The organism is Streptomyces sp. R44, from assembly GCF_041053105.1.
Lineage (GTDB): Bacteria > Actinomycetota > Actinomycetes > Streptomycetales > Streptomycetaceae > Streptomyces.
This window is the reverse complement of record NZ_CP163444.1, coordinates 4,629,591-4,652,708: the sequence shown is the minus strand read 5'-3', so window position 1 is coordinate 4,652,708 and position 23,118 is coordinate 4,629,591. Positions and strand designations below refer to the sequence as shown.

Genomic DNA, 23,118 nt, shown 5'->3' with positions numbered 1-23,118 from the left:
CCGACCTGACGCATGGGACGCTGAGCCCATGACGGGACAGCAGAACGAAGCCGAGCGCATCCTCATCGTCGACGACGAGCCCGCCGTCCGCGAGGCCCTGCGCCGCAGCCTCGCCTTCGAGGGGTACGCGACACGGGACGCCGTCGACGGACTCGACGCGCTCGCCGCGATGGAGTCGTACGCCCCCGATCTCGTCGTCCTCGACGTCCAGATGCCCCGCATGGACGGGCTCACGGCGGCCCGCCGGATCCGGGCCGCCGGCTCGACCGTGCCGATCCTCATGCTCACCGCCCGCGACACGGTCGGCGACCGGGTCACCGGCCTCGACGCCGGCGCGGACGACTACCTGGTGAAGCCCTTCGAGCTGGACGAGCTGTTCGCCCGCATCCGGGCCCTGCTCCGCCGCAGCTCCTACGCCGCCGCCTCCGCCGCCGCCCCCGCCGAGGACGACGTCCTGGCCTTCGAGGACCTGCGGATGAACCTGGCGACGCGCGAGGTGACCCGGGGCGGCCGGACCGTGGAGCTGACCCGTACCGAGTTCACCCTCCTGGAGATGTTCCTCGCGCACCCGCGCCAGGTCCTGACCCGGGAGCAGATCCTGAAGGCCGTGTGGGGCTTCGACTTCGAGCCCAGTTCCAACTCGCTGGACGTGTACGTGATGTATCTGCGGCGCAAGACCGAGGCCGGCGGCGAGCCGCGCCTCGTCCACACCGTGCGGGGCGTGGGCTACACGCTGCGTGGAGGAGGCGGGGAGTGACGGGCCCCCTGAGAACGGCCGTCCCCTTGAGGAACTGGTTCCGCTCGCGACCGCTGCGCTCCCGGCTCGCCCTGCTGACCGCGCTCGCGGTGGCGGTGGCGGTGGCGGCCGTGTCGCTGGCCTGCTGGTTCGTGACGCGGGCGCAGTTGGAGGCGGAGCTGGACTCCTCGCTGCGCAGCACGCGGCTGCAGCCTGCCCTCGTGCAGGACCTGCTCGGCTCCTGCCAGCGGGGCGAGACGCCCCGGCCGGTGGCGGGTCCGTACACGGTGCAGGTGATCCTCTCGAACGGGGCCGTGTGCACCTCCGGGCAGGCGCCGATCCCGGCCGGGCAGGGTGACCTCGCGGTGGCCCGGAAGCAGCTGCTCTACACGCTGCACACGGTGAAGGACGACGACGGCCGGGAGATGCGGGTCTACACGTACCAGCACGACACCCCGCTGGAGATCGCCGTCTCCGTCGCCCGCCCCCTCTCCGAGATCGACAACTCGATGTCCACGCTCCGCTGGGTGCTGCTCCTGGTCTCCGGGATCGGTGTCGTCGGCGCGGGCGCGGCCGGCCTGTGGGTCGCGCGGACCGGTCTTGAGCCGGTGAACCGGCTGGCGGAAGCGGTCGAGCACGTCGCCGCGACCGAGGACCTGACCGTCCGTATCCCGGTGGAGGGCGAGGACGAGATCGCCCGGCTGTCCCGCTCCTTCAACGCGATGACGGCGGCGCTCGCGAGCTCCCGGGACCGGCAGGCGCAGCTCATCGCGGACGCGGGCCACGAACTGCGGACGCCGCTGACCTCCCTGCGTACCAACGTCGAACTGCTGGCGCGCAGCGAGGAGACCGGCCGGGCGCTTCCGCCGGACGACCGGCGGGCCCTGATGGCCTCGGTGAAGGCGCAGATGACGGAGCTGGCCGCGCTGATCGGCGACCTCCAGGAGCTGGCCCGCCCGGACGCGGTGCAGCCGGGTCCGCTGGAGGTGGTGCCGCTGCACACGATCCTGCGGAACGCCCTGGACCGGGCGCGGCTGCGGGGCCCGGAGCTGACGTTCGTCACCGACCTGGCGCCCTGGTACGTACGGGCGGAGACGGCGGCCCTGGAGCGGGCCCTGGTGAACGTCCTGGACAACGCGGTGAAGTTCTCGCCGCGCCGGGGCACGGTCGAGGTGACCCTGATGCGGGGCGAGCTGACCGTCCGGGACCAGGGCCCGGGCATCGCCCCGGAGGAACTCCCGCACGTCTTCGACCGCTTCTGGCGCTCCCCGTCGGCCCGCAGCCTGCCGGGCTCGGGCCTCGGTCTGTCGATCGTGGCGCGTACGGTGCAGCAGGCGGGCGGCACGGTGTCGCTCGCCCCTGCGGAGGGCGGCGGCACGGTGGCGACGCTCAGGCTGCCGGGGGCGCCGACGCCGCCGCCGGAGCTGTGAGAACCGGTTCGACGACGGGCCGCCCGGGGGTCAGGGTGGGGCCATGGACGACGACCACGGCCTGAACCCCGACGGGACGATCGCGCGCGAGGGCGCCCTGGACCGCGTACCGGCGGGGTTCGCGCCGGTCGTCGAGGCGGCGCGGGCCCGGATCACGGAGGCGTTCGGGCCGGACCGGCTGCACAGCGCGTATCTGTACGGGAGCGTGCCCCGGGGCACGGCGGTGGCCGGCGTCTCCGACCTGGACGCCTGGCGCGGGAGACGAACGGCGACCTGGGGCTGCTGCTGCCGGGATGGATCGAGGACCTGGCCCCGTGGCTGGCGGCCGAGTACACCGCCGTGCACGGCGAGAAGTCCCCGCGTCAGTTGTGCCGGAGGAGGGCCTCGACGAGCCCCGCCCGGGTGTTGGGGAAGTCCAGGGGCACGATCCCGAGCCCGGCCTTCCCGGCGAGCTCGGCACTGTCCAGGAAGCCGTGCACCCACGGGTTCAGGCGGTCGGAGTTCCAGCGGGGCGGGAGGTAGGCGGAGGTGCTGACGAAGTTCACGTAGAGCCGGCCGGGCTGGGAGACGGCGGCGCGGAAGTGGGCCTGGATCTTGGGGTACTTGGCGTCGGGGAGGGCGTTCCAGTCGTCCTGGACGGCGAAGACGGCGGGGTCGGCCCACCTCAGTCCGGGGAGTCCGCCGTTGTCGGCGAGGAGCACGACCCGTCCGCGGGCCTCGCCGAGCAGCGGCAGCGAGTCCCCGATCCGGAAGAGGGAGCGCCAGCCGCGCCGGTCGAGGTAGTCGTCGAAGACGGCTCGGAAGGTGGCGTCGGACTCCTCGGAGTACTCCTGCTTGACCCGCATGAGGACGGTCTCGGAGGGGTGGGCGGCGAGGAAGTCGCGGCAGGCGACGAGGACGTCGCCGAACATCATGTTCTGGTAGGAGGCGCCGTGGTGGATGGCGAAGGACCCCCCGGTCACCCGGCACCGCACGTCCAGGAACCGGACGCCGCTGTCCAGCTGCTGGGCGATGGTGGTGTTCTGGCACTCGCTCCAGGCGCCGCCGAACCGGGCCCCGGAGTCGTGCGTCCCGGGGATGGTCAGCCGCCGCAGATCGGTCCCGTCCCCCTGCGCCCCCATCCACGCGCGCGCGTCCACGGCCGAGGCGGCGGGCGCTCCCACGAACAGAGCGGCTCCGGCACCCGCGGCCCCCACGAGGAATCGTCGTCGGTCCATGGACCCGGACTATGACAGGTCCACAACAACACCACCAGAGTGCGTACGCACGACAGAGGCGTACGCACGACAGAGGGGGCGGCGCGCCGCCGGAGCGGTGCGCCGCCCCCTCTCGGGAGCTGCCGGGTCCTACTTCACGACCGTGATCCGGTCCGCGGCCGGGACCGGGAGCGGGTTGGCCGCCGAGGAGTGGGCCGCCAGGTAGGCGTTGAAGACGTCGAGGTCCGAGGCGCCGACCAGCTTGTTCTTGCCGGTGGCCAGGGCACCGAAGCCGTCGCCGCCGCCCGCGAGGAACTCGTTCATCGCGACGCGGTAGGTCTTCGACGGGTCGATCGCCTCGCCGTTCAGCTTGATCGTGCCGTCGACGACGCGGTCCGCGCCCGTCTTGGTCATGTCGAGCGTGTAGGTGAGGCCCTTCGAGACCTGGAGGATCTTGATCGAGTTCAGGTTCGAGCCGCTGACCTGCTGCTTCAGCGCGGTAATGAGGTTCGCGCCGGTCAGGTCGACCACGTTCATCATGTTGGTGAAGGGCTGCACGGTGAAGGACTCGCCGTACGTCACCACACCGTCGCCCTCGGAGCCGGAGGCCTTGTAGACGAGGTCGGCGCGGATGCCGCCCGGGTTCATCAGGGCCAGCTGCGCGCCGCCCTTGTCCGCCGGGGCCAGGCCCTCCAGCTGCGCGTCGGCGATCACGTCGCCGAGCGGCTTCTCGTACGCCGTGGAGCCGCGGCCGTTGATGTCGGCGGCGATCCAGCCCTGCGGGCGGTTGGCGATCGGGGCCGCGAGGTCCTTCCAGTCGGCGATCAGCTGCGAGATGTCCTCGGCCTTCGGTACGTCACGGGTGACGACGTGGTTGGCGGAGGCGACCGCGGTGCGCACGATGTCCTTGGTGGCGCGGTCGTAGGTCAGCGTCGTGTCCGTGTACAGCTTGCCGAACGAGGACGCCGAGGTGACCAGGCGCGGGTTGCCCGCCGGGTCCGGGATGCTGCACACGTACGCCTGGTGCGTGTGGCCCGTGACCAGCGCGTCGACCTGCGGCGAGACGTTCTTCGCGATGTCGACGATCGCGCCGGAGACGCCCTCGCCCTCACCGTCACCGTCACCGTCGCAGTTGTAGTTGACCGACGACGAGGCGGGCATGCCGCCCTCGTGGACCAGGGCGACGATGGACTTGACGCCCTTGCGCTCCAGGATCTTCGTGTACTTGTTGATCGTCTCGACCTCGTCGCCGAACTTGAGGCCCTTGACGCCCTCGGCGGTGACGACGTTCGGGGTGCCCTCCAGGGTCACGCCGATGAAGCCGATCTTGACGCCGTCCTTCTCCCAGACGAAGTACGGGTCGAGGATCGGCCTGCCGGTCTTCTCGTTCGTCACGTTCGCCGCGAGGTACGGGAAGTCCGCGCCCTCGAAAGGCTCGAAGCCCTTCTCGGCACCGAAACAGCCGGCGGTCGGGTGACAGCCGCCGTTCTGCATCCGGGCCAGCTCGCGCGCGCCCTCGTCGAACTCGTGGTTGCCGACCGAGGTGACGTCGAGGTCGAGGTCGTTGAGCGCGTGGATGGTCGGCTCGTCGTGGAAGAGGCCGGACAGCAGCGGCGAGGCGCCGATCATGTCGCCGGCCGCCGCCGTGATGGAGTAACGATTCCCCTCACGGGCCTGGCGCAGGTGCGTCGCCAGGTACTCGACACCACCGGCGTCGATCTTCTCCGTGGTGCCGTCCTCCTTGGTCCGGGTGACCTGCCCGGACGAACCGGCCGGCGGCTCCAGATTGCCGTGCAGGTCGTTGAAGGACAGCAGCTGGACGTCGACCATCCGGCCCCAGCCCTTGCCGTTCGTCCCCTGCCCGGCGGCGTACGTGTCCCCGGCCGCACCGGCCGACGGCATCGCGGCGACGAGCGCCCCGACGGTCGCAAGCCCCGCACCGGCGGCGAGAATTCGCCGTGCCGCCTTGTTCTTCCTCGGTGTCGCTGCCATCTCTCCCCTAGTCCCCTTGCCCCGTTTCGCGGCCTTGATCTACTCCCCCGTTGCGCGTGCAGCCTAGAGTCAACGCGCGTAGCGCAACAGGGGGGAGTGGGTTACAAGACAGTTGCCCTTGGCTGACGAAGTGTCGCCGTAGGCTCGTAGCCATGACTTCCGACACGGCGCCGGCCCTCGAACCGGGACGGCAGATCCACACGTATGACGAGCTCACGCCCGAGCAGATCCAGGACGTACTGGAGCTGCTCGAGGCCGCCGACCACGCCGACGGCCTGCACGCCGTGTCCGAGCAGGGGCGGCTGTACCTGCGGCACGGCAGGCGCGAGGGCGTGCGCCACTTCCTCCTCACCGTCGGCTCCCACCTCTACGGCTACGCCCAGCTGGAGGAGACCGACCCGATCGAGGCCCCGGCCGCCGAGCTGGTCGTCCACCCCTCCCACCGCGGCCGCGGCCACGGCCGGGCGCTCGGCACCGCCCTGCTCACCGCCTCCGGCAAGCGGCTGCGCGTCTGGGCGCACGGCGGCAAGTCGGCGGCCCGGCACCTCGCCCAGGTCCTCGGCCTGACGCTCTTCCGCGAGCTGCGCCAGCTGCGCCGGCCCCTGGTGCCGCTCGACATCCCGGAGCCGGTGCTGCCCGAGGGCGTCACCGTCCGGACCTTCACGCCCGGTGTCGACGACGCGGCCTGGCTCGCCGTCAACGCCGCCGCGTTCGCGCACCACCCGGAGCAGGGCTCGCTCACCCAGCGGGACCTGGACGACCGGATGGCCGAGCCCTGGTTCGACCCGAAGGGCTTCTTCCTCGCGGAGAAGGACGGGAGGCTGATCGGCTTCCACTGGACGAAGACGCACGCCGAGGAGCAGCTCGGCGAGGTGTACGTGGTGGGCATCCTGCCGGACGCCCAGGGCGGCGGTCTCGGCAAGGCGCTGACGGCGATCGGCCTGCGGCACCTGGCGGCGCAGGGGCTGCCGACGGCGATGCTGTACGTGGACGCGGACAACACGGCGGCGGTGACGGTGTACGAGCGGCTCGGGTTCACGACGCACGAGGTGGACCTGATGTACCGCACGGAGTCCTGAACCGGTAAAGGGCAGGGGGCGGTTGACACCGCCCCCTTCTTTCCACCACCCTTTCACTACTTGATTAGTGAAAGGGTGGTGGAAGGGATCGTGGTCGAGTACCGCATCGACCGGCGCAGTGGCGTCGCCACCTACCTCCAGATCGTCCAGCAGACGAAGCAGGCCCTCCGGATGGGCCTCCTGGAGCCCGGCGACCGACTGCCCACCGCACGCGAGGTCGTCGAAGCGACGGCCATCAACCCCAACACGGTCCTCAAGGCCTACCGCGAGCTCGAACGCGAAGGGCTCGTCGAGGCCCGCCGCGGCCTCGGCACCTTCGTCCGCGCCACCCTCGGCACCGGCCCCGCCGACTCGCCCCTGCGCGGCGAACTCGCCGACTGGGCCCGCCGGGCACGCGCCGCGGGACTCGAGCGGGAGGACGTGGCCGCGCTCTTCACTTCCGTACTGAAGGAACACTTCGAGGGGGACGAATGACCGACCCGGTCATCGAGGCCGTAGGCCTCGGCATGCACTACCGAGGGCGACGCGGGGGCTGGGCCCTGCGGGGGTGCGACTTCGCCCTCCCCGCCGGCCGGGTCTGCGCCCTCGTCGGCCCCAACGGCGCGGGCAAGTCCACCCTCCTCGCCCTCGCCGCCGGCCTGCTCCGCCCCGCCGAGGGCACGATCCAGGCCCCGGCCCGCGAGCACCTCGCCTATGTCGCCCAGGACAAGCCGCTCCACCCCAGGCTCGGCGTCGCCGACACCCTCCGCATGGGCCGCGAGCTCAACCCGGGCCGCTGGGACGAGGCCGCCGCCCGGCGGGTGCTCGCCGACACCCTCGATCCCCGCGCCCTCGTACGGGAACTCTCCGGCGGGCAGCGCACCCGCGTCGCCCTCGCGCTCGCCCTCGGCAAGCGGCCCGAACTGCTGCTCCTCGACGAGCCGATGGCCGATCTCGACCCGCTCGCCCGCCACCAGCTGATGGGCCTGCTCATGGCCGAGGCCGCCGAACACGGCACCACCGTCGTCATGTCCTCGCACATCCTCGCCGAGCTGGAGGGCGCCTGCGACCACCTCCTCCTGCTCCACGGCGGCAGGATCCGCCTCGACGGCTCCGTCGAGGAACTCCTCGCCGCGCACACCCTGCTCACCGGCCCGATCGCCGACCTCGCCCCGCACACGGTCGTCGAGTCCCGCACGACGGGCCGTCAGCTCACCGCCCTGGTCCGCCACGAGGGCCCCGTCGAAGGCCCCTGGAACACCGCGGAACCCTCCCTGGAGGACCTCCTCCTCGCACACCTGCGCACCACCGAAGCCGCCACCCGAGTCGCCACCGAAGCCGTCACCGAAGGAGCCCCGGCATGAGCGCCCTCGCCCTGAAGGGCCCCTACTGGGTCACGGCCCGCCAGTACCGGCGGACGCTGTGGCCGGCGGCCGCGGCGGTCGGCGTGTCCCTGGTGGTGATCGGAGGGCTGCGGATCTGGGACCTGACCAAGGACACCGAACTCCCCGACCGATGGGGCCGGGGCTACGACCTGCTGCGCGCCGCCATGCAGCAGTTCTCCCAGGGCATGCTCGTGCTGCCCCTGCTCGTCGGGGCCTTCGTCGCGGGCCCGTTGATCGCCCGCGAGTTCGAGTCGGGGACGTACAGGCTGTCCCTCACCCAGTCGGTCACCCCCACCGCCTGGCTCCGCGCCAAGCTCCTCACCGCGACCGCCGCCTCCCTCGCGACCACCCTCGCCCTCACGGCGGTCTACCTGATCGGCTGGCAGCGGGTCTCCGGCACCTACGGCCTCCACTGGGCCCAGCGCGGCCCGTACGAGGCCACCGGCACCGTCCTCACCTCGTACGTCCTGCTCGCGGTCGCCGTCGGCGCCCTCGTCGGCCAACTGGTCCGCCGCACCCTGGTGGCCATGGCCGCCACCGGCGGAGCGGTCGGCCTGGTCCTGCTCGTCCTCGGCTCCTTCCGCTGGGACTTCCTGCCGACATGGACGATCACCGGCCCGGCGCACCAGAACGTCCACGCCCTCCAGCAGCCCGGGAGCGGTCTGCCCGTGGAGCAGGGGCTGATCACGACGGACGGCCGGCGGCTTCCCGAGTACTACTGCTACGGCTCGGACGTCCCCGGCGGCGGCTGCCGCCCCGACGAGGCGATCAGCGCCCAGTACCTCGACTACCACCCCTTCGCCCACTTCTGGCCCACGCAGCTCATCGAGACCGGCATCGTCCTCGCCCTCGCCGCCCTCGCGGCCCTCGCCGCCTTCCGGGTCCTGCGCACCCGGCATCCGTAGCGGACACGCGTAGACATACCGGTGGCGGGGCCCCGACAAGGGCCCCCCCACCGATTCCCGTACGACATGTCGTCGTTACCGGCCATTCAGACGCGCTTGCGACGCTCTCGCAATGAAGCGCTCCGTGTCCGCTCTCCCCAAAGGGAGACTTCCCTCCCCCACGGCCCGCTCCGACGCGCCCGACCACCCCTTCGCGCGGAAGAATGGGGCCATGAGCCAGCAGCCCGCCGAGGTCCCGGTCCGGTCCTCCGCCACGCCGTCCGTCCCGTCGTCCGCAGCGTCCTCGTTCGGTTCCATAACCGCGCACCGCGCGCACGTGGCGAACGGGGCCGTCGTCACCGACATCGAGGCCGACCTCGACGCGGATCCCGACACCTTCGAGGACGACGGCGCGCTCGGCGACGAGCTGCCGCAGGGGCGTTTCCTCGACCGTGAACGCAGCTGGCTCGCGTTCAACGAGCGGGTCCTCGAACTCGCCGAGGACCCGACGACCCCCCTCCTCGAACGGGCGAACTTCCTCGCGATCTTCGCCTCGAACCTCGACGAGTTCTTCATGGTCCGGGTCGCGGGACTCAAGCGCCGCATCGCCACCGGCGTCGCCACCCGCTCCGCCTCCGGCCTCCAGCCCCGCGAGGTCCTCGACCTCATCTGGACGCGCTCGCGCGAGCTCATGGCCCGGCACGCCGCCTGCTACCAGCAGGACGTGGCCCCGGCCCTCGCCGACGAGGGAATCCACCTGATCCGCTGGCCCGAGCTCACCGAGAAGGAGCAGGCCCGGCTCTTCACCCTCTTCCGGCAGCAGATCTTCCCGGTCCTCACCCCGCTGGCCGTGGACCCCGCGCACCCCTTCCCGTACATCTCCGGCCTGAGCCTCAACCTCGCCGTGGTCGTACGCAACCCGGTCAGCGGCCACCGCCACTTCGCGCGCGTGAAGGTGCCGCCGCTGCTCTCCCGCTTCCTGGAGGCCTCCCCGCAGCGATACGTCCCCCTGGAGGACGTCATCGCGGCGCATCTGGAGGAGCTGTTCCCCGGCATGGAGGTGCTCGCGCACCACATGTTCCGGGTGACCAGGAACGAGGACCTGGAGGTCGAGGAGGACGACGCGGAGAACCTGCTGCAGGCCCTGGAGAAGGAGCTCATGCGGCGCCGCTTCGGTCCGCCGGTGCGCCTGGAGGTCGAGGAGTCCATCGACCCGTACGTCCTCGACCTGCTGGTGCGCGAGCTGAAGATCTCCGACGCCGAGGTGTACCCGCTGCCCGGCCCGCTCGACCTCACCGGCCTCTTCGGGATCGCCGGGCAGGACCGGCCCGAGCTGAAGTACCCGAAGTTCGTCGCCGGCACCCACCGCGACCTCGCCGAGGTCGAGTCGGCGTCCGCGCCCGACATCTTCGCCGCGCTGCGCGAGCGGGACGTGCTCCTGCACCACCCGTACGACTCCTTCTCCACCTCCGTCCAGGCCTTCCTGGAGCAGGCGGCGGCCGACCCGGACGTCCTCGCGATCAAGCAGACGCTCTACCGGACCTCCGGCGACTCCCCGATAGTCGACGCCCTCATCGACGCCGCCGAGTCCGGCAAGCAGGTCCTCGTCCTCGTCGAGATCAAGGCCCGCTTCGACGAGCAGGCCAACATCAAGTGGGCGCGGAAGCTGGAGGAGTCCGGCTGCCACGTCGTGTACGGCCTCGTCGGCCTCAAGACCCACTGCAAGCTGTCGCTCGTCGTACGCCAGGAAGGCGAGCTCCTCCGCCGCTACTCGCACGTCGGCACCGGCAACTACCACCCGAAGACGGCCCGGCTCTACGAGGACCTGGGCCTGCTCACCGCCGACCCGCAGGTCGGCGCGGACCTCTCCGACCTGTTCAACCGGCTCTCCGGCTACTCTCGCCGCGAGACGTACCGCCGCCTGCTCACCGCCCCGAAGTCGCTGCGCGACGGCCTGGTCTCCCGGATCACCAAGGAGATCGCGCACCACAAGGCCGGCCGGCCCGCGTACGTCCGCATCAAGGTCAACTCGATGGTCGACGAAGCGATCATCGACGCCTGCTACCAGGCCTCGCGGGCCGGCGTCCCGGTCGACATCTGGGTCCGCGGCATCTGCGCCGTGCGCCCGGGGGTCACCGGCCTCTCGGAGAACATCCGGGTCCGCTCCATCCTCGGCCGCTTCCTGGAGCACTCCCGGGTCTTCGCCTTCGGCAACGGCGGCGAACCCGAGGTCTGGCTCGGCAGCGCCGACATGATGCACCGCAACCTGGACCGCCGGATCGAGGCCCTCGTACGGGTCTCCGACCCGGCGCACCGGGCCGCCCTCACCCGGCTCCTGGAGACCGGGATGTCCGACACCACCTCCTCCTGGCACCTCGGCCCCGACGGGAACTGGACGCGGCACGCGACCGACCCCGAGGGACGGCCCCTGCGGCACGTCCAGGAGATGCTCATCGACGCGCGGAGGCGCCGGCGTGCACAACCCTGACCACTCGCAGGACGTCACGGCGGGCGAGGTCCTGGCCCCCTACCTGCACGCCCGGGCCGCGGACTTCCTCCGCGGCCTGCGGCTGCACAGCGAGAGCGGCTCCGACACGGCCGGCGCGGAGGAGGCCGCCCGTACGCTGCGGGGCGCGGCCCGCCGGATCAGCGGCACCCTCCACACCTTCCGGCCGCTGCTCGACACGGCCTGGGCGGACCAGCTGCGCACGGAGCTCGCGTGGCTCTCGGGGACACTCGCCCTGGAACAGGCCTGTACGTCCCGGCTCGTCCGCCTGGTGGACGCCCTGTCCCGCCTGTCGAACAGCGCCGGTCCGGTCCCGGCGGCCAGGGGTACGGAGGGCAGCACGGGCCTCACGGTGGGCGCGGCCCGGGCGGGCGCCCTGCTCGAACGCCAGCTGACCCTGGCCCGTACGCGCGCCCACTCGGCCTCCCTCCAGGCGCTCGGCTCGGCCCGCTTCCACGCGGTCGCGGACGCCGTCGCGCTGCTCGCCTCCGAGGTGCCGCTCGGGCCGGCGGGCGCGGCCCCGGCCGTCGAGGTCGTCGACGCCCCCGCCGAACTCGCCGAGCGGCGCCTCCTCGACGCGGTGGCGGCACTGCCCCTCACGCGGGCGGCCCACCCGTACAACGCGGACGCCCTCGCGCTCGCCGCCGCCGAGAGCCAGGACGCGCCCTGGCACCAGACACGGCTCCTGCTGCGCCTGCACCGGTACGCCACGGAGGCCCTGCACACGGGCGGCGAACCCGACTCGGTGCTGTACGAGGCGTCGAGCGCCCTCGACCGGCACCGCGACGCGGCGGAAGCGGCCGCCGCCGCCGCTGCCGCCGCCCGTACGCCCCGCATCGCCCCGGCGACGGCCTACGCCCTGGGCGTACTGCACGCCGACCAACGCCACGAGGTGGAGGCGGCGCGCTTCGCCTTCCAGCGCGCGTGGCGGCGAACGACGGCCCCGGTCCCATGACCACCCCCATCCTGGCCGCGGGCTGCGTCCTGTGGCGCCCGGCGATTTCCGGACAGGGCATCGAGATCGCCCTGGTCCACCGGCCGAAGTGGGACGACTGGTCGCACCCGAAGGGCAAGCGGAAGCGCGGCGAGACGGCGGAGGCGTGCGCGCTGCGCGAGGTCCTGGAGGAGACGGGCCGCCGCTGCGAACTCGGCCCCCGCCTGCCGACGGCCCACTACTGGGTGGCGGGGCGCCCCAAGGAGGTCGAGTACTGGTCGGCCCGGGCCCTGGACGGCGGCTTCGTCCCGACGAAGGAGATCGACGCGCTGCTCTGGCTCCCGCCGACGGCGGCCCGCCACCGCCTCACCCAACTCCGAGACCGCACCCTCCTGGACGCGGCAGTGTCCACAACCCACCACTGACGCGCGGCACCCGCCCCCGTTGTGGCGCCCCGGCCCGCCGCCGTGTGGGCAATCGTCCCGCAGGGCGGGACGGGTGGGCACACGGGACGGCGCGCCCAGCGGCGCCTCCGCGTTCCGAGCCTGGACCCGCACCTCATCACCGAACGGGGTGGTGCGGGTCAGGGCGTGGAAGCCTCTGGCGCCGGCAAGGGCGCCGTCCGTTGTGCCCACCCGTTCCGCCCCGGCGGAACGCATGCCCACAACGAGGCAGGCACCGCACCCGGGCTTCCGGCACGGTTCACTTCCCGTTCACCCTCCCCCGCCGACCGCTTCACCTGTTCTGCCTAATTTCGGCCTTACACGGTGCACGGAGCACAACGACGCACCGACCAACCGACACACGCCGCCGTAGAACGGTCAGGACACATACGGTCCGCGACAAGGCGGCTTCTGGAAGGAAACACCCGAAAGTGAAGCTTTCGCGTAAGAACGGGCTTCGCGCCTCCGCGATCGGTGCCCTCGTCGTCTCCGGTGCGCTCGTCCTCTCGGCGTGTGGCTCGGACAACAACACGGAGACCCCGACCAAGGACGGCGGCACCAAGACCTCCGCCGCCGCGTCGAACATCGCGTGCGACGGCGCCAAGGGCCAGCTCCTGGCCGCCGGCTCCAGCGCCCAGAAGAACGCGATGGACCTGTGGGTCAAGAACTTCCAGGCAGCGTGCTCCGGCGTCGAGGTCAACTACCAGGCCATCGGCTCCGGCGGCGGCATCACCAAGTTCAACCAGGGCCAGGTGACCTTCGCCGGCTCCGACTCCGCCCTCAAGGACGAAGAGGTCGCCGAGTCGCAGAAGATCTGCAAGGGCGGCAAGGGCGTCAACCTGCCCATGGTCGGCGGCCCGATCGCCATCGGCTATAAGCTGGACGGTGTGGACAACCTGGTCCTGGACGCCCCCACGCTGGCCAAGATCTTCGACACGAAGATCACCAAGTGGAACGACCCGGCCATCGCCAAGCTGAACCCGGGCGCCAAGCTCCCCGACACCACGATCCAGGCCTTCCACCGCTCCGACGAGTCGGGCACCACGCAGAACCTGGGCAAGTACCTCTCGGCCACCGCGAAGGCCGACTGGAAGTACGACCCGAAGACGAAGTCGTGGCCCGCCCCGGGCGGCCAGGCCGCCAACGGCTCCTCCGGTGTCGCCACCGCCGTCAAGGACGCCGAGGGCTCCATCGGCTACTTCGAGCTCTCGTACGCGACGGCCAACAAGATCTCCACGGTCAGCATCAACACCGGTGCCGCCGCCCCGGTCGCCGCCACCACCGAGAACGCCTCGAAGGCCATCGCCGCCGCCAAGGTCAAGGGCACCGGCAGCGACCTGGCTCTCTCCCTCGACTACACCACCAAGGCCGAGGGTGCCTACCCGCTGACCCTGGTCACGTACGAGATCGCCTGCGACAAGGGCAACAAGGCGGACACCCTGCCGACCCTGAAGGCCTTCCTCACCTACACCGCCAGCGAGGAGGGCCAGAAGGTCCTCTCCGACGCCGGCTACGCCCCGCTCCCGGCCGAGATCGCGGCCAAGGTCCGCGCGATCGTCCCCACCCTGTCCTGATCCCCGGCCGGGCCCGGCCCCTCACCTCCCGTGGAGGGGCCGGCCCCGGCATCCGGTGCACCGCCGCCAGGGACCCGTACAGCAGTACAGGCCCCGCAGACCGGAGAAGCAGAGATGGCTACCACCACACCTGACATACAGAGGAGCCGGCGCGCCAAGAGCGCGACCCGCCCCGGGGACCGCATCTTCAGCGGCCTGTCCCGCGGCTCCGGCATCACCCTCCTCGTGATCATGGCCGCGATCGCGGTCTTCCTCACCTACCGTGCCGTCCTCGCCATCTCGGAGGACAGCACGAACTTCTTCACCACCTTCGAGTGGAACCCGGCGAACAACCCGCCCGTCTTCGGCATCGCGGTCCTCGCCTTCGGCACCCTCGTCTCCTCGGTCATCGCGATGCTCATCGCCGTGCCCGTCGCGATCGGGATCGCCCTCTTCATCTCGCACTACGCCCCGCGCAAGCTGGCCAAGCCGCTCGCGTACGTCGTCGACCTGCTCGCCGCCGTGCCCAGCATCATCTACGGCCTCTGGGGCGCGATCTTCCTCGTCCCGTACCTGGACGGCCTCAACAAGTGGCTCGACCAGTACCTGGGCTGGACGTACATCTTCGACAAGTCCAGCGACGGCGTCGCCCGCAACCTCTTCACCGTGGGCATCCTGCTGGCGATCATGATCCTTCCGATCATCACCAACGTGACCCGCGAGGTCTTCCTCCAGGTCCCGAAGATGCACGAGGAAGCCGCCCTCGCCCTCGGCGCCACGCGCTGGGAGGTCATCCGCATGTCGGTGCTGCCCTTCGGCCGCTCCGGCATCATCTCCGCCTCCATGCTGGGCCTCGGCCGCGCACTCGGCGAGACGATGGCCGTCGCCGTCGTCCTCTCCCCCAGCTTCGTCCTCTCGGGCCACCTGCTCGACCCGGGCGGCGGCACCTTCGCGCAGAACATCGCCGCCAAGTTCAACGAGGCCAACGAGTTCGGCCGCGACGCCCTGATCGCCTCCGGTCTCGTCCTCTTCGTCATCACCCTGCTGGTCAACGGCGCCGCCCGCTGGATCATCGGCCGCCGCAAGGAGTACTCGGGGGCCGCGGCATGAGCCACGCCATACAGGACCGTCCGGTCGCGGCCGCCCCGCGCCGCGCACCCCTCTCGCACGCCCGGCTCCCGCGCTGGACCCCGGCCGCCATCGCCGCCGGCTCGATCGCCGGAGGCATCGGCATCGGCCTCGGCGCCGGCTGGCACAGCAAGGTCCAGTGGGGCCTGCTCGCCGCGCTGCTCTTCGTCCTCGTCACCTTCGCCGTGACCACCAAGGTCGAAGGCCGCCGCCAGGCCAAGGACCGCGTCGCCACCAGCCTCGTCTGGGTCTGCTTCGTCCTCGCCGTCATCCCGCTGCTCTCCCTCGCCTGGGTCACGATCAGCAAGGGCATGGACGCCCTCAGCCCGTACTTCCTGACCCACTCGATGAACGGCGTCCTCGACGCCGAAGAGGGCGGCGGCGTCTACCACGCGCTGCTCGGCACCATCGAGCAGGTCGGCATCGCGACCGTGATCGCCGCGCCGATCGGCCTCCTGACCGCCGTCTACCTCGTCGAGTACGGCGGCGGCAGCAAGCTCGCCAAGGCGGTCACCTTCTTCGTCGACGTCATGACGGGCATCCCGTCGATCGTCGCCGGCCTCTTCATCCTCGCCACCTGGAACCTGATGCTGGGCTTCGGCCCCTCCGGTTTCGCCGGCGCGATGGCCCTCGCCATCCTGATGGTGCCGGTCGTGGTCCGCTCCACCGAGGAGATGCTCAAGCTCGTCCCGAACGAGCTCCGCGAGGCCTCCCTCGCCCTCGGCATCCCCAAGTGGCGCACCATCCTGAAGGTGGTCCTGCCCACCGCGATCGGCGGCATCACCACGGGCGTCATGCTCGCGGTCGCCCGCATCACCGGTGAGACGGCCCCGGTCCTGCTCCTCGTGTTCGGTACGAAGCTCATCAACCCGAACCCCTTCGAAGGCGCCCAGTCCTCCCTGCCGCTCTACGTGTACGAGCAGTACGCGGTCGGCACCGACGCCGCCGTGGCCCGCGCCTGGGCCGCCGCGCTCGTCCTGATCGCCTTCGTCATGATCCTCAACCTGGTGGCCCGCGGCATCGCCCGCTGGAAGGCCCCGAAGACCGGCCGCTGACCGCGGCACATTGGAAGTGATTCACATGGCCAAGCGAATCGACGTCAGCGGCCTCTCCGCCTACTACGGCGCCCACAAGGCGATCGACGACATCTCGATGACCGTCGAGCCCCGCTCCGTGACGGCCTTCATCGGCCCGTCCGGCTGCGGCAAGTCCACCTTCCTGCGCACCCTGAACCGCATGCACGAGGTCACCCCCGGCGGCCGCGTCGAGGGCAAGGTGATGCTGGACGACGAGAACCTGTACGGAGCGAACGTCGACCCCGTCGCCGTGCGCCGCACCGTCGGCATGGTCTTCCAGCGCCCCAACCCCTTCCCCACCATGTCGATCTTCGACAACGTGGCGGCGGGCCTGCGCCTCAACGGCTCGTACAAGAAGTCCCAGCTCAACGACATCGTCGAGCGGTCCCTCAAGGGCGCCAACCTCTGGAACGAGGTCAAGGACCGCCTCAACAAGCCGGGCTCCGGCCTCTCCGGCGGCCAGCAGCAGCGACTGTGCATCGCCCGCGCGATCGCCGTCGAGCCCGACGTCCTCCTCATGGACGAGCCCTGCTCCGCCCTCGACCCGATCTCCACCCTCGCCATCGAGGACCTGATCGGCGAGCTGAAGGAGCGCTTCACCATCGTCATCGTGACGCACAACATGCAGCAGGCCGCCCGCGTCTCGGACCGCACGGCCTTCTTCAACCTGGCGGCCGTCGGCCAGCCGGGCAAGCTGATCGAGCTGGACGACACCGAGCGCATCTTCTCCAACCCGAGCGTCCAGGCGACCGAGGACTACATCTCCGGCCGCTTCGGATAACCCAAAGCCCCATGCGGCTCCGCCGCGTGGCCGTCCTACGGTGCTGCATGGCGGTGCCACCGTAAGACGAAGGGCCCGGCTCCCCCACAGGGGAGCCGGGCCCACACTCTTTCCGGACGAGCGTCAGCCGAAGAGCAGCTTGATCACGTAGTAGCTCAGCGCGGCGACGATTCCCGCCGCCGGCATGGTGATGAACCAGCCCAGGACGATGTTCTTCGCGACACCCCAGCGGACCGCGTTGACCCGCTTCGTCGCGCCGACGCCCATGATCGCGGAGGTGATGACGTGCGTCGTCGAGATCGGCGCCTTGAAGACGAACGCCGTCAGGAACATGATCGACGCGCCGGTCGTCTCCGCCGCGAAGCCCTGCGGCGGGTCCAGCTCGATGATCTTGCGGCCGAGGGTCCGCATGATGCGCCAGCCGCCCGCGTACGTACCGAGCGAGAGCATCACGGCGCAGGCGATCTTCACCCACACCGGGATCGGCGCGTCCGCGCTCTGCACGTCGCCGATGACCAGGGCCATCACCACGATGCCCATGGTCTTCTGGGCGTCCTGGAGGCCGTGGCCGAGCGCCATGCCGGCCGCCGAGACGGTCTGGGCGATACGGAAGCCGCGCTTGGCCTTGTGCGGGTTCGCCTTGCGGAACATCCACAGGATCGCGGTCATCACCAGGTAACCGGCGATGAGACCGACGATCGGCGAGAGGAACATCGGGATGACGATCTTCTCCAGGACACCCGACCAGATGACCTGCGTGCCACCCGCGAGCGCCGCGCCCACCATGCCGCCGAACAGGGCGTGCGAGGAGGACGAGGGAAGACCGAAGTACCAGGTGACCAGGTTCCAGACGATCGCGCCGAGCAGCGCGGCGAAGAGGATGCCCATCCCCGAGTTGCCCGTCGGGGTCTCGATCAGACCCTTGCTGACGGTGTGCGCGACGCCACTGCCGAGGAAGGCGCCGGCGAGGTTCATGACCGCCGCCATCGCCAGCGCCGCCCGGGGGGTCAGCGCCCGGGTCGACACCGAGGTGGCGATGGCGTTGGCGGAATCGTGGAAGCCGTTCGTATACGTGAAGCCGAGCGCGACACCGATGGTCACGATCAGAGCGAAGGTGTCCACGAAGCTCAGGACTCCTTGACCGCGATGGTCTCCACGGTGTTGGCCACGTGCTCGAAGGCGTCGGCCGCCTCTTCCAGCACATCCACGACCTGCTTGAGCTTCAGCACCTCGATGGCGTCGTACTTGCCGTTGAAGAGGTGGGCGAGCAGCTTGCGGTGGATCTGGTCCGCCTGGTTCTCGAGCCGGTTGACCTCGATCCAGTACTCCGTGAGGTTGGACATCGTCCGCAGGTTCGGCATGGCCTCGGCGGTCAGCTCCGCCGCCCGCGCCAGGACCTCGATCTGCTGCTCGACACCCTTGGGGAGCTCTTCGATGTTGTAGAGGACGACCAGGTCGACGGCCTCTTCCATGAAGTCCATGATGTCGTCGAGGGACGAAGCGAGGGAGTAGATGTCCTCGCGGTCGAACGGCGTGATGAAGGAGGAGTTCAGCTGGTGGAAGATCGCGTGGGTGGCGTCGTCACCGGCGTGCTCCGCTGCCCGCATCCGCTCCGCGATCTCGGCCCGGGCGGAAGGCTCCGCTCCGAGCAGTTCCATCAGGAGCTTGGAGCCCGTGACGATGTTGTCCGCGGACGCGGCGAACATGTCGTAGAAGCTCGTCTCCCTGGGGGTCAGACGAAATCGCACGTGAGGTCCTCGGGTGTGCTGGGTTTCGGTCAGGCTGATGCTAGGCGCATCATCCGGCCACGGCTAACCGGCGTCTCTCAGTGTCGCCCATCAGGCACAGTGAACTGCACGGGCCCCCGCCCGGATCGGCGGGGATCGGTACCATATACCCACGAGGGGTATACACCCCCTTATTGGACAACGGGAGGACGCCATGACGACCACCGAGGCGGACCAGGTCACCCCCGAGGCCGTCGAGACCGTCGAGGCCGTCGAGGCGGCCGACCACGGGCACGGCGTGCACGGCTACCACAAGCAGAAGGACGAGCACCTCAAGCGGCTCCGCCGGATCGAGGGCCAGATCCGGGGTCTGCAGCGGATGGTCGACGAGGACGTCTACTGCATCGACATACTCACGCAGGTCTCCGCCTCGACGAAGGCGCTCCAGTCCTTCGCCCTCCAGCTCCTGGAAGAGCACCTGCGGCACTGCGTCGCGGACGCGGCGGCCACCGGCTCGGGCATCGACGAGAAGGTCGAGGAGGCCACGAAGGCCATCGCCCGCATGCTGCGCACCTGACGGGAGCGGCGCGGGGCGGTACCGCGGAACGCGGGACGCCCCGCACGGCCGACTCGCCGGGGGCCCGCACGCGCAGGCGCGCCGTACGTTCCGCCCACCGGGGGCCCGTACGCGAAGGCGCTGTACGGCCCCGCCCACCAGGCCCCCCGCGACGCCCTCGCCCGTCCCTCAGGCGTCCGGCCCGGACGCGGCCCTTTCCGCCGCCACCCGCAGTACCTCGTCGATCCGGTCGGCGCTGAGACGTTCCCCGTCCGCGGCCGACGCCGCGATGATCAGTTCGCCGCAGAGTTCGATCTCGGCGAGGGCGACGCAGTCCGGGTCTGCGGGCACGGTTGCTGTACCGGGCGGGGCCACGCGCATCCACCTCTTCCTGCCGGCGTCGGTCTCCCAGCGGTCTCCCAGCGTAGGGACGGGGCAACGCACCGCGCATGACACGTCTGGACCATTTTGCCGATGGTCCGCGCCGCCACCGGGCCGGTCAGGCCTTGATCTTCCCGGCGTAGATGTCCCGGCGGTCCGGGAGCGTCACCTCGACGGGGACCCCGAAGCCGTACAGCAGGGTCGTCGAGGCGACCGCGACCGTCCGGCCCTGGTTGCTGAAGCTGAACTGGTGGCGCACCTTCCGCAGCCGCCCCTCCGCGTCGAGGTACGCGTCGAACGGCACGGTGTCCTTGGCGAACCCTTTCGCCGCCGCGGCGAGCGCTCCGCGCAGCTGCGGCGAGGCGGCCCGGGCGGCGCGGGCGAGGTCGGCGACCCCCCGGTAGTGGCTGACTTTCACCCCTGCCAGCTCGACCTCGCCGAGGTACGTGACCTCCTGGGCGCCCCGCAGCAGCTCGGCCGCGGCGGCCGGATCGGTGGCGCCGCCGGTGACGAGGTTCCCGTCGTCGAGGGTGGTGGTGTCGACCCGTACCCACTTGTCGGCGGGGACGCCGGCGCCCCTGTTCTTCATGTAGAGCGCGCCGGGGGTGAGGAGCTCGGTGATCGGCCGGTGCTCGCTCGCCCCGGCCGGGTCCTTCGGCAGCAGCACCTGGAGGCGCCCGGAGCGGCGCCGGAAGTCGTAGCCGCCCTCGCCCCGGATGGTGACCCGGGTCCCGCCGGTGGCCATCTCCATGGAGGTGCTCGCCTTGGAGGTGCCGGCCTTCGCTAGGGCGTCGGCGGCGTTCCGTACGGCGAGGGCGGGGTCGGCCGCCGGCTTCGGGTCTTCGGGGGCGGCGCACCCGGAGAGCGCGGCCGTCCCGACGAGGGAGCCGACCAGGACGGCGGTGACGGCGACCGCCCCGCGACCGAGACCGTGCGCACGCCCGTACCGCTGCACCACCATCGCCGCCAACCCCCAACGCCTCACCGCTGTTTGCCCGGGACCCGCCCTTCCCCCGGCCCTCGGGCCGGGGGACACCCGATCCGCATAACGACGGTCGGGGCGTGCCGTCACGCGCAGTACGGTGGTGGGGTGCACGCGCAGGGATCCCCCCACACCACGACGACGACGGAGCGCGGTTCGTTCGCGCTGGCACGGTGCAGCTGCGGCTGGACGGGTCCGGCCCGCAGATCCCGCGACAAGGCCCGTTCGGACGCCGCGGAGCACCTTCGTACGAGCGGCTCCTAGGCAGCCAGGTCGTTCTGGCCGGTACTGGTGGCGGGGCCGCCGAGCCGGGGCTCGGGGATGCCGACGGCCTCGGGGTGGCGCGCCGCGTCGGCGCGGCGGGAGCGGACGAGCCGGGCGCCGCGGCCGGACCGGGCGACGGCGGAGACGACGGGCGTGAGCAGGGCGAGCGCGACGGGCGCGAGGAGCAGGGCCACGGCGGTGCCGAGGGCGAAGCCGCCGATCACGTCCGTCGGGTAGTGGACGCCCATGTAGACGCGGGCGAAGCCCTCGGCGAGGGCGAGGCCGATGGCGGCGAGGCCGAACCTGCGGTGGGCGACGAAGAGGCCGACACCGAGGGCCATCGCGAGGGTGGCGTGGTCACTGACGAAGGAGAAGTCGGTCTTCCCGTCGACGAGGACCTCAAGTCCCTCATGGTCCTTGAAGGGCCGTGGACGCTCGACGAATCCGCGAATGGGGATGTTGACGAGGAGGGCGATGCCGGCGGCCAGCGGGGCCCAGACGAGGCCGGCGACGGCCGAGACGGAGTCGTTGAGGGCGCCGCGCCGGCGGACGCTCCACCAGCACCAGAGCACGACGAGGACCATCGCGAGCACGATCCCGTACTCGCCGACGAACTCCATGACGCGGTCGAACCACGGCGGAGCGGCCTTGGCCAGTCCGTTGATGTCGTAGAGCAGGCCGACATCGGGGTTCGAGCCGTCCGATGCGAGTCCAGCCATCTGCTGCGGCCCCTTGCTCTCGTGTCTGGTTTCCAACCCCCGTGGTCAGAGCCGTCGGATCAGGGAACGAACAGCCTGAGGCGCACGTTCCGCTCTCTCCGGTGGATCATGCCGACGTTATCGAAGAGTGACGGTTCACCGCAGCTCAGGGCCTGTGCATGACGGAGAGTTCCAGCCATGCCCGATAAGCCCCGAAGGCGACCCGACGCCCCGTCTCCTGCCGCTACGCCTGCGGCAGATGTGTGGGCAGCGCCGCCGCGCCCTCCTTGGTGACCCGGGTGGCACCGAAGTAGTCGGGGGTGTCGATCCGGTCGAAGCGGATCACCGCGCCGGTGCGCGGGGCGTCGATCATGTAGCCGCCACCGACGTAGATGCCGACGTGCCGGATGGCCCGGGAGTTCGTCAGGTCGTCCGAGAAGAACACCAGGTCGCCCGGGAGCAGCTCGTTCCGGCTCGGGTGCGGTCCGGCGTTGTACTGGTCGTTGGCGACGCGCGGCAGCTGCACGCCGACGCTGTCGTACGCGGCCTGGGTGAGCCCGGAGCAGTCGAACCGCCCGTTCTGCGCGGCCGTGCCCGTACCGCCCCACAGGTACGGGGTGCCCAGCTTCTGCTGGGCGTAGTGAATGGCGGCCGCGGCCTGCTGCGAGGGCGCGACGCGGCCCACCGGCCGGGCGAAGCTCTTCTCCAGGGACCGGATGATGCGGACGTAGTTCTGCGTCTCGCTGATGGGCGGCACTCCACCGTGCTTGATCACCCGGTACGCGCCCGCGTTGTACGCGGCCAGCATGTTGCTCGCCGGGTCGCCGGGCACGTCCTTCACGTATCCGGCGAGTTCGCAGTCGTACGAGGCGGCGGACGGGATGGCGTCCTGCGGGTCCCAGATGTCCCGGTCCCCGTCCCCGTCGCCGTCGATGCCGTGTCCGGCCCAGGTGCCGGGGATGAACTGGGCGATGCCCCGGGCGTCGGCCGGGGAGAGCGCCCGCGGGTTCCAGCCGCTCTCCTGGTAGAGCTGGGCGGCGAGCAGGGCCGGGTTGATGGCGGGGCAGAGATTCCCCCACCGCTGCACGAGCCCCTGGTAGAGCTCGGGAACGGCCCCCTTGGCGAGGGCGACGGCCCCGCCCTTGCCGTCGGCACCGCCGGCGATCCCGGCGGCCGCGGAGTACGTGCCGATGACGAGCAGCGCGACGAAGCCGAGACAGACCCCGAAGGCCCCACCGGCCATCAGCCACGCCTTGCCAGCCCTACGCACCGTCAACCACCCCTCGGCTCATGGCAGTACGCCAGGGCCGCCAGTCTAGGTGGCGCCTGACGCCGCCCCAAGAGTGCAACAACGACAATCATTGCCCGGAGTCACTCTCCGTGATACACAGAGTGACCATACGCTTCT

22 protein-coding genes and 1 pseudogene are annotated in these 23,118 nt (G+C 71.1%); 15 read left to right on the top strand and 8 right to left on the bottom strand.

Annotation, left to right across the window (positions count from 1 at the left end; all coding sequences use genetic code 11):
• Positions 1 to 28: 28 nt before the first annotated feature.
• From AB5J54_RS21605 to AB5J54_RS21595, 3 genes and pseudogenes are all read left to right on the top strand, one after another.
• Positions 29 to 757 carry a response regulator transcription factor gene (locus AB5J54_RS21605; RefSeq protein ID WP_369145543.1) on the top strand — a complete coding sequence of 243 codons (729 nt, stop codon included), beginning with the start codon at positions 29 to 31 and terminating at the stop codon, positions 755 to 757.
• Complete coding sequence (locus AB5J54_RS21600; protein ID WP_369145542.1) at positions 754 to 2,166, top strand: sensor histidine kinase; 1,413 nt, start codon at positions 754 to 756, stop codon at positions 2,164 to 2,166. The genes AB5J54_RS21605 and AB5J54_RS21600 overlap by 4 nt, the downstream gene beginning before the upstream one ends.
• A 43-nt stretch (positions 2,167 to 2,209) precedes the next feature.
• Positions 2,210 to 2,413: pseudogene (locus tag AB5J54_RS21595) on the top strand (nucleotidyltransferase); the annotation flags it as partial.
• A gap of 115 nt (positions 2,414 to 2,528) precedes the next feature.
• Here AB5J54_RS21595 and AB5J54_RS21590 read toward each other — a convergent pair.
• Both AB5J54_RS21590 and AB5J54_RS21585 read right to left on the bottom strand, forming a co-directional pair.
• Positions 2,529 to 3,383, bottom strand: a complete 855-nt coding sequence (locus AB5J54_RS21590) for a phosphatidylinositol-specific phospholipase C (protein WP_369145541.1) — start codon at positions 3,381 to 3,383, stop codon at positions 2,529 to 2,531.
• Positions 3,384 to 3,512: 129 nt separating this feature from the next.
• On the bottom strand, positions 3,513 to 5,354 hold the full coding sequence (locus AB5J54_RS21585) for a bifunctional UDP-sugar hydrolase/5'-nucleotidase (RefSeq protein ID WP_369145539.1): 1,842 nt from the start codon (positions 5,352 to 5,354) through the stop codon (positions 3,513 to 3,515).
• A gap of 152 nt (positions 5,355 to 5,506) precedes the next feature.
• On the opposite strand from AB5J54_RS21585, the gene mshD reads away from it, so the two are divergent.
• The 11 genes from mshD to pstB all read left to right on the top strand — a co-directional run bounded on the left by mshD (position 5,507) and on the right by pstB (position 17,102).
• The gene (mshD, locus tag AB5J54_RS21580) at positions 5,507 to 6,433 is read left to right on the top strand and encodes a mycothiol synthase (RefSeq protein WP_369145538.1); all 927 of its coding nucleotides are present in this window, start codon (positions 5,507 to 5,509) and stop codon (positions 6,431 to 6,433) included.
• A gap of 90 nt (positions 6,434 to 6,523) precedes the next feature.
• On the top strand, positions 6,524 to 6,907 hold the full coding sequence (locus AB5J54_RS21575; RefSeq protein WP_225805551.1) for a GntR family transcriptional regulator: 384 nt from the start codon (positions 6,524 to 6,526) through the stop codon (positions 6,905 to 6,907).
• Complete coding sequence (locus tag AB5J54_RS21570) at positions 6,904 to 7,776, top strand: ABC transporter ATP-binding protein (RefSeq protein ID WP_369145537.1); 873 nt, start codon at positions 6,904 to 6,906, stop codon at positions 7,774 to 7,776. Before AB5J54_RS21575 ends, AB5J54_RS21570 begins: the two co-directional genes overlap by 4 nt.
• Positions 7,773 to 8,702, top strand: a complete 930-nt coding sequence (locus AB5J54_RS21565; protein ID WP_369145536.1) for an ABC transporter permease subunit — start codon at positions 7,773 to 7,775, stop codon at positions 8,700 to 8,702. Before AB5J54_RS21570 ends, AB5J54_RS21565 begins: the two co-directional genes overlap by 4 nt.
• Positions 8,703 to 8,913: 211 nt before the next feature.
• Positions 8,914 to 11,169, top strand: a complete 2,256-nt coding sequence (locus AB5J54_RS21560) for an RNA degradosome polyphosphate kinase (RefSeq protein ID WP_369145535.1) — start codon at positions 8,914 to 8,916, stop codon at positions 11,167 to 11,169.
• The gene (locus tag AB5J54_RS21555) at positions 11,156 to 12,142 is read left to right on the top strand and encodes a CHAD domain-containing protein (protein ID WP_369145534.1); all 987 of its coding nucleotides are present in this window, start codon (positions 11,156 to 11,158) and stop codon (positions 12,140 to 12,142) included. Before AB5J54_RS21560 ends, AB5J54_RS21555 begins: the two co-directional genes overlap by 14 nt.
• Positions 12,139 to 12,546, top strand: a complete 408-nt coding sequence (locus tag AB5J54_RS21550) for an NUDIX hydrolase (protein ID WP_369145533.1) — start codon at positions 12,139 to 12,141, stop codon at positions 12,544 to 12,546. Before AB5J54_RS21555 ends, AB5J54_RS21550 begins: the two co-directional genes overlap by 4 nt.
• A gap of 449 nt (positions 12,547 to 12,995) precedes the next feature.
• Entirely contained in the window at positions 12,996 to 14,138 is a 1,143-nt protein-coding gene (gene pstS / locus AB5J54_RS21545) for a phosphate ABC transporter substrate-binding protein PstS (RefSeq protein WP_369145532.1), read from the top strand.
• 114 nt (positions 14,139 to 14,252) lie between these two features.
• A complete protein-coding gene (pstC, locus tag AB5J54_RS21540; RefSeq protein ID WP_369145531.1) occupies positions 14,253 to 15,227 on the top strand; it encodes a phosphate ABC transporter permease subunit PstC in 975 nt (324 codons plus the stop codon).
• Positions 15,224 to 16,300 (top strand): phosphate ABC transporter permease PstA, encoded by a 1,077-nt coding sequence (gene pstA / locus AB5J54_RS21535; protein ID WP_369145530.1) that lies wholly within the window; start codon positions 15,224 to 15,226, stop codon positions 16,298 to 16,300. Before pstC ends, pstA begins: the two co-directional genes overlap by 4 nt.
• Before the next feature lie 25 nt (positions 16,301 to 16,325).
• Positions 16,326 to 17,102, top strand: coding sequence for a phosphate ABC transporter ATP-binding protein PstB (gene pstB / locus AB5J54_RS21530; RefSeq protein WP_369145529.1), 777 nt, complete (start codon positions 16,326 to 16,328; stop codon positions 17,100 to 17,102).
• A 123-nt stretch (positions 17,103 to 17,225) separates the two neighbouring features.
• On the opposite strand, the gene AB5J54_RS21525 is transcribed toward pstB, so the two are convergent.
• Entirely contained in the window at positions 17,226 to 18,224 is a 999-nt protein-coding gene (locus AB5J54_RS21525) for an anion permease (protein WP_369145527.1), read from the bottom strand.
• Positions 18,225 to 18,229: 5 nt separating this feature from the next.
• On the bottom strand, positions 18,230 to 18,850 hold the full coding sequence (locus AB5J54_RS21520; protein WP_041130381.1) for a DUF47 domain-containing protein: 621 nt from the start codon (positions 18,848 to 18,850) through the stop codon (positions 18,230 to 18,232).
• 193 nt (positions 18,851 to 19,043) lie between these two features.
• Between AB5J54_RS21520 and AB5J54_RS21515 the strand changes: the two genes are divergently transcribed.
• Positions 19,044 to 19,406, top strand: coding sequence for a metal-sensitive transcriptional regulator (locus AB5J54_RS21515; protein WP_369145526.1), 363 nt, complete (start codon positions 19,044 to 19,046; stop codon positions 19,404 to 19,406).
• A 168-nt stretch (positions 19,407 to 19,574) separates the two neighbouring features.
• Here the strand turns inward: AB5J54_RS21515 and AB5J54_RS21510 are convergent, their stop codons facing one another.
• The 4 genes from AB5J54_RS21510 to AB5J54_RS21495 all read right to left on the bottom strand — a co-directional run bounded on the left by AB5J54_RS21510 (position 19,575) and on the right by AB5J54_RS21495 (position 22,953).
• On the bottom strand, positions 19,575 to 19,766 hold the full coding sequence (locus tag AB5J54_RS21510) for a hypothetical protein (RefSeq protein ID WP_369145525.1): 192 nt from the start codon (positions 19,764 to 19,766) through the stop codon (positions 19,575 to 19,577).
• Positions 19,767 to 19,884: 118 nt separating this feature from the next.
• Positions 19,885 to 20,727 (bottom strand): hypothetical protein, encoded by an 843-nt coding sequence (locus tag AB5J54_RS21505; protein WP_369145524.1) that lies wholly within the window; start codon positions 20,725 to 20,727, stop codon positions 19,885 to 19,887.
• Positions 20,728 to 21,008: 281 nt separating this feature from the next.
• Positions 21,009 to 21,731 (bottom strand): phosphatase PAP2 family protein, encoded by a 723-nt coding sequence (locus AB5J54_RS21500; protein WP_369145523.1) that lies wholly within the window; start codon positions 21,729 to 21,731, stop codon positions 21,009 to 21,011.
• Between the two features lie 223 nt (positions 21,732 to 21,954).
• Positions 21,955 to 22,953: an NlpC/P60 family protein gene (locus AB5J54_RS21495; protein ID WP_369145522.1), complete on the bottom strand. Its 999-nt coding sequence runs from the start codon at positions 22,951 to 22,953 to the stop codon at positions 21,955 to 21,957.
• Positions 22,954 to 23,118 lie beyond the last annotated feature (165 nt).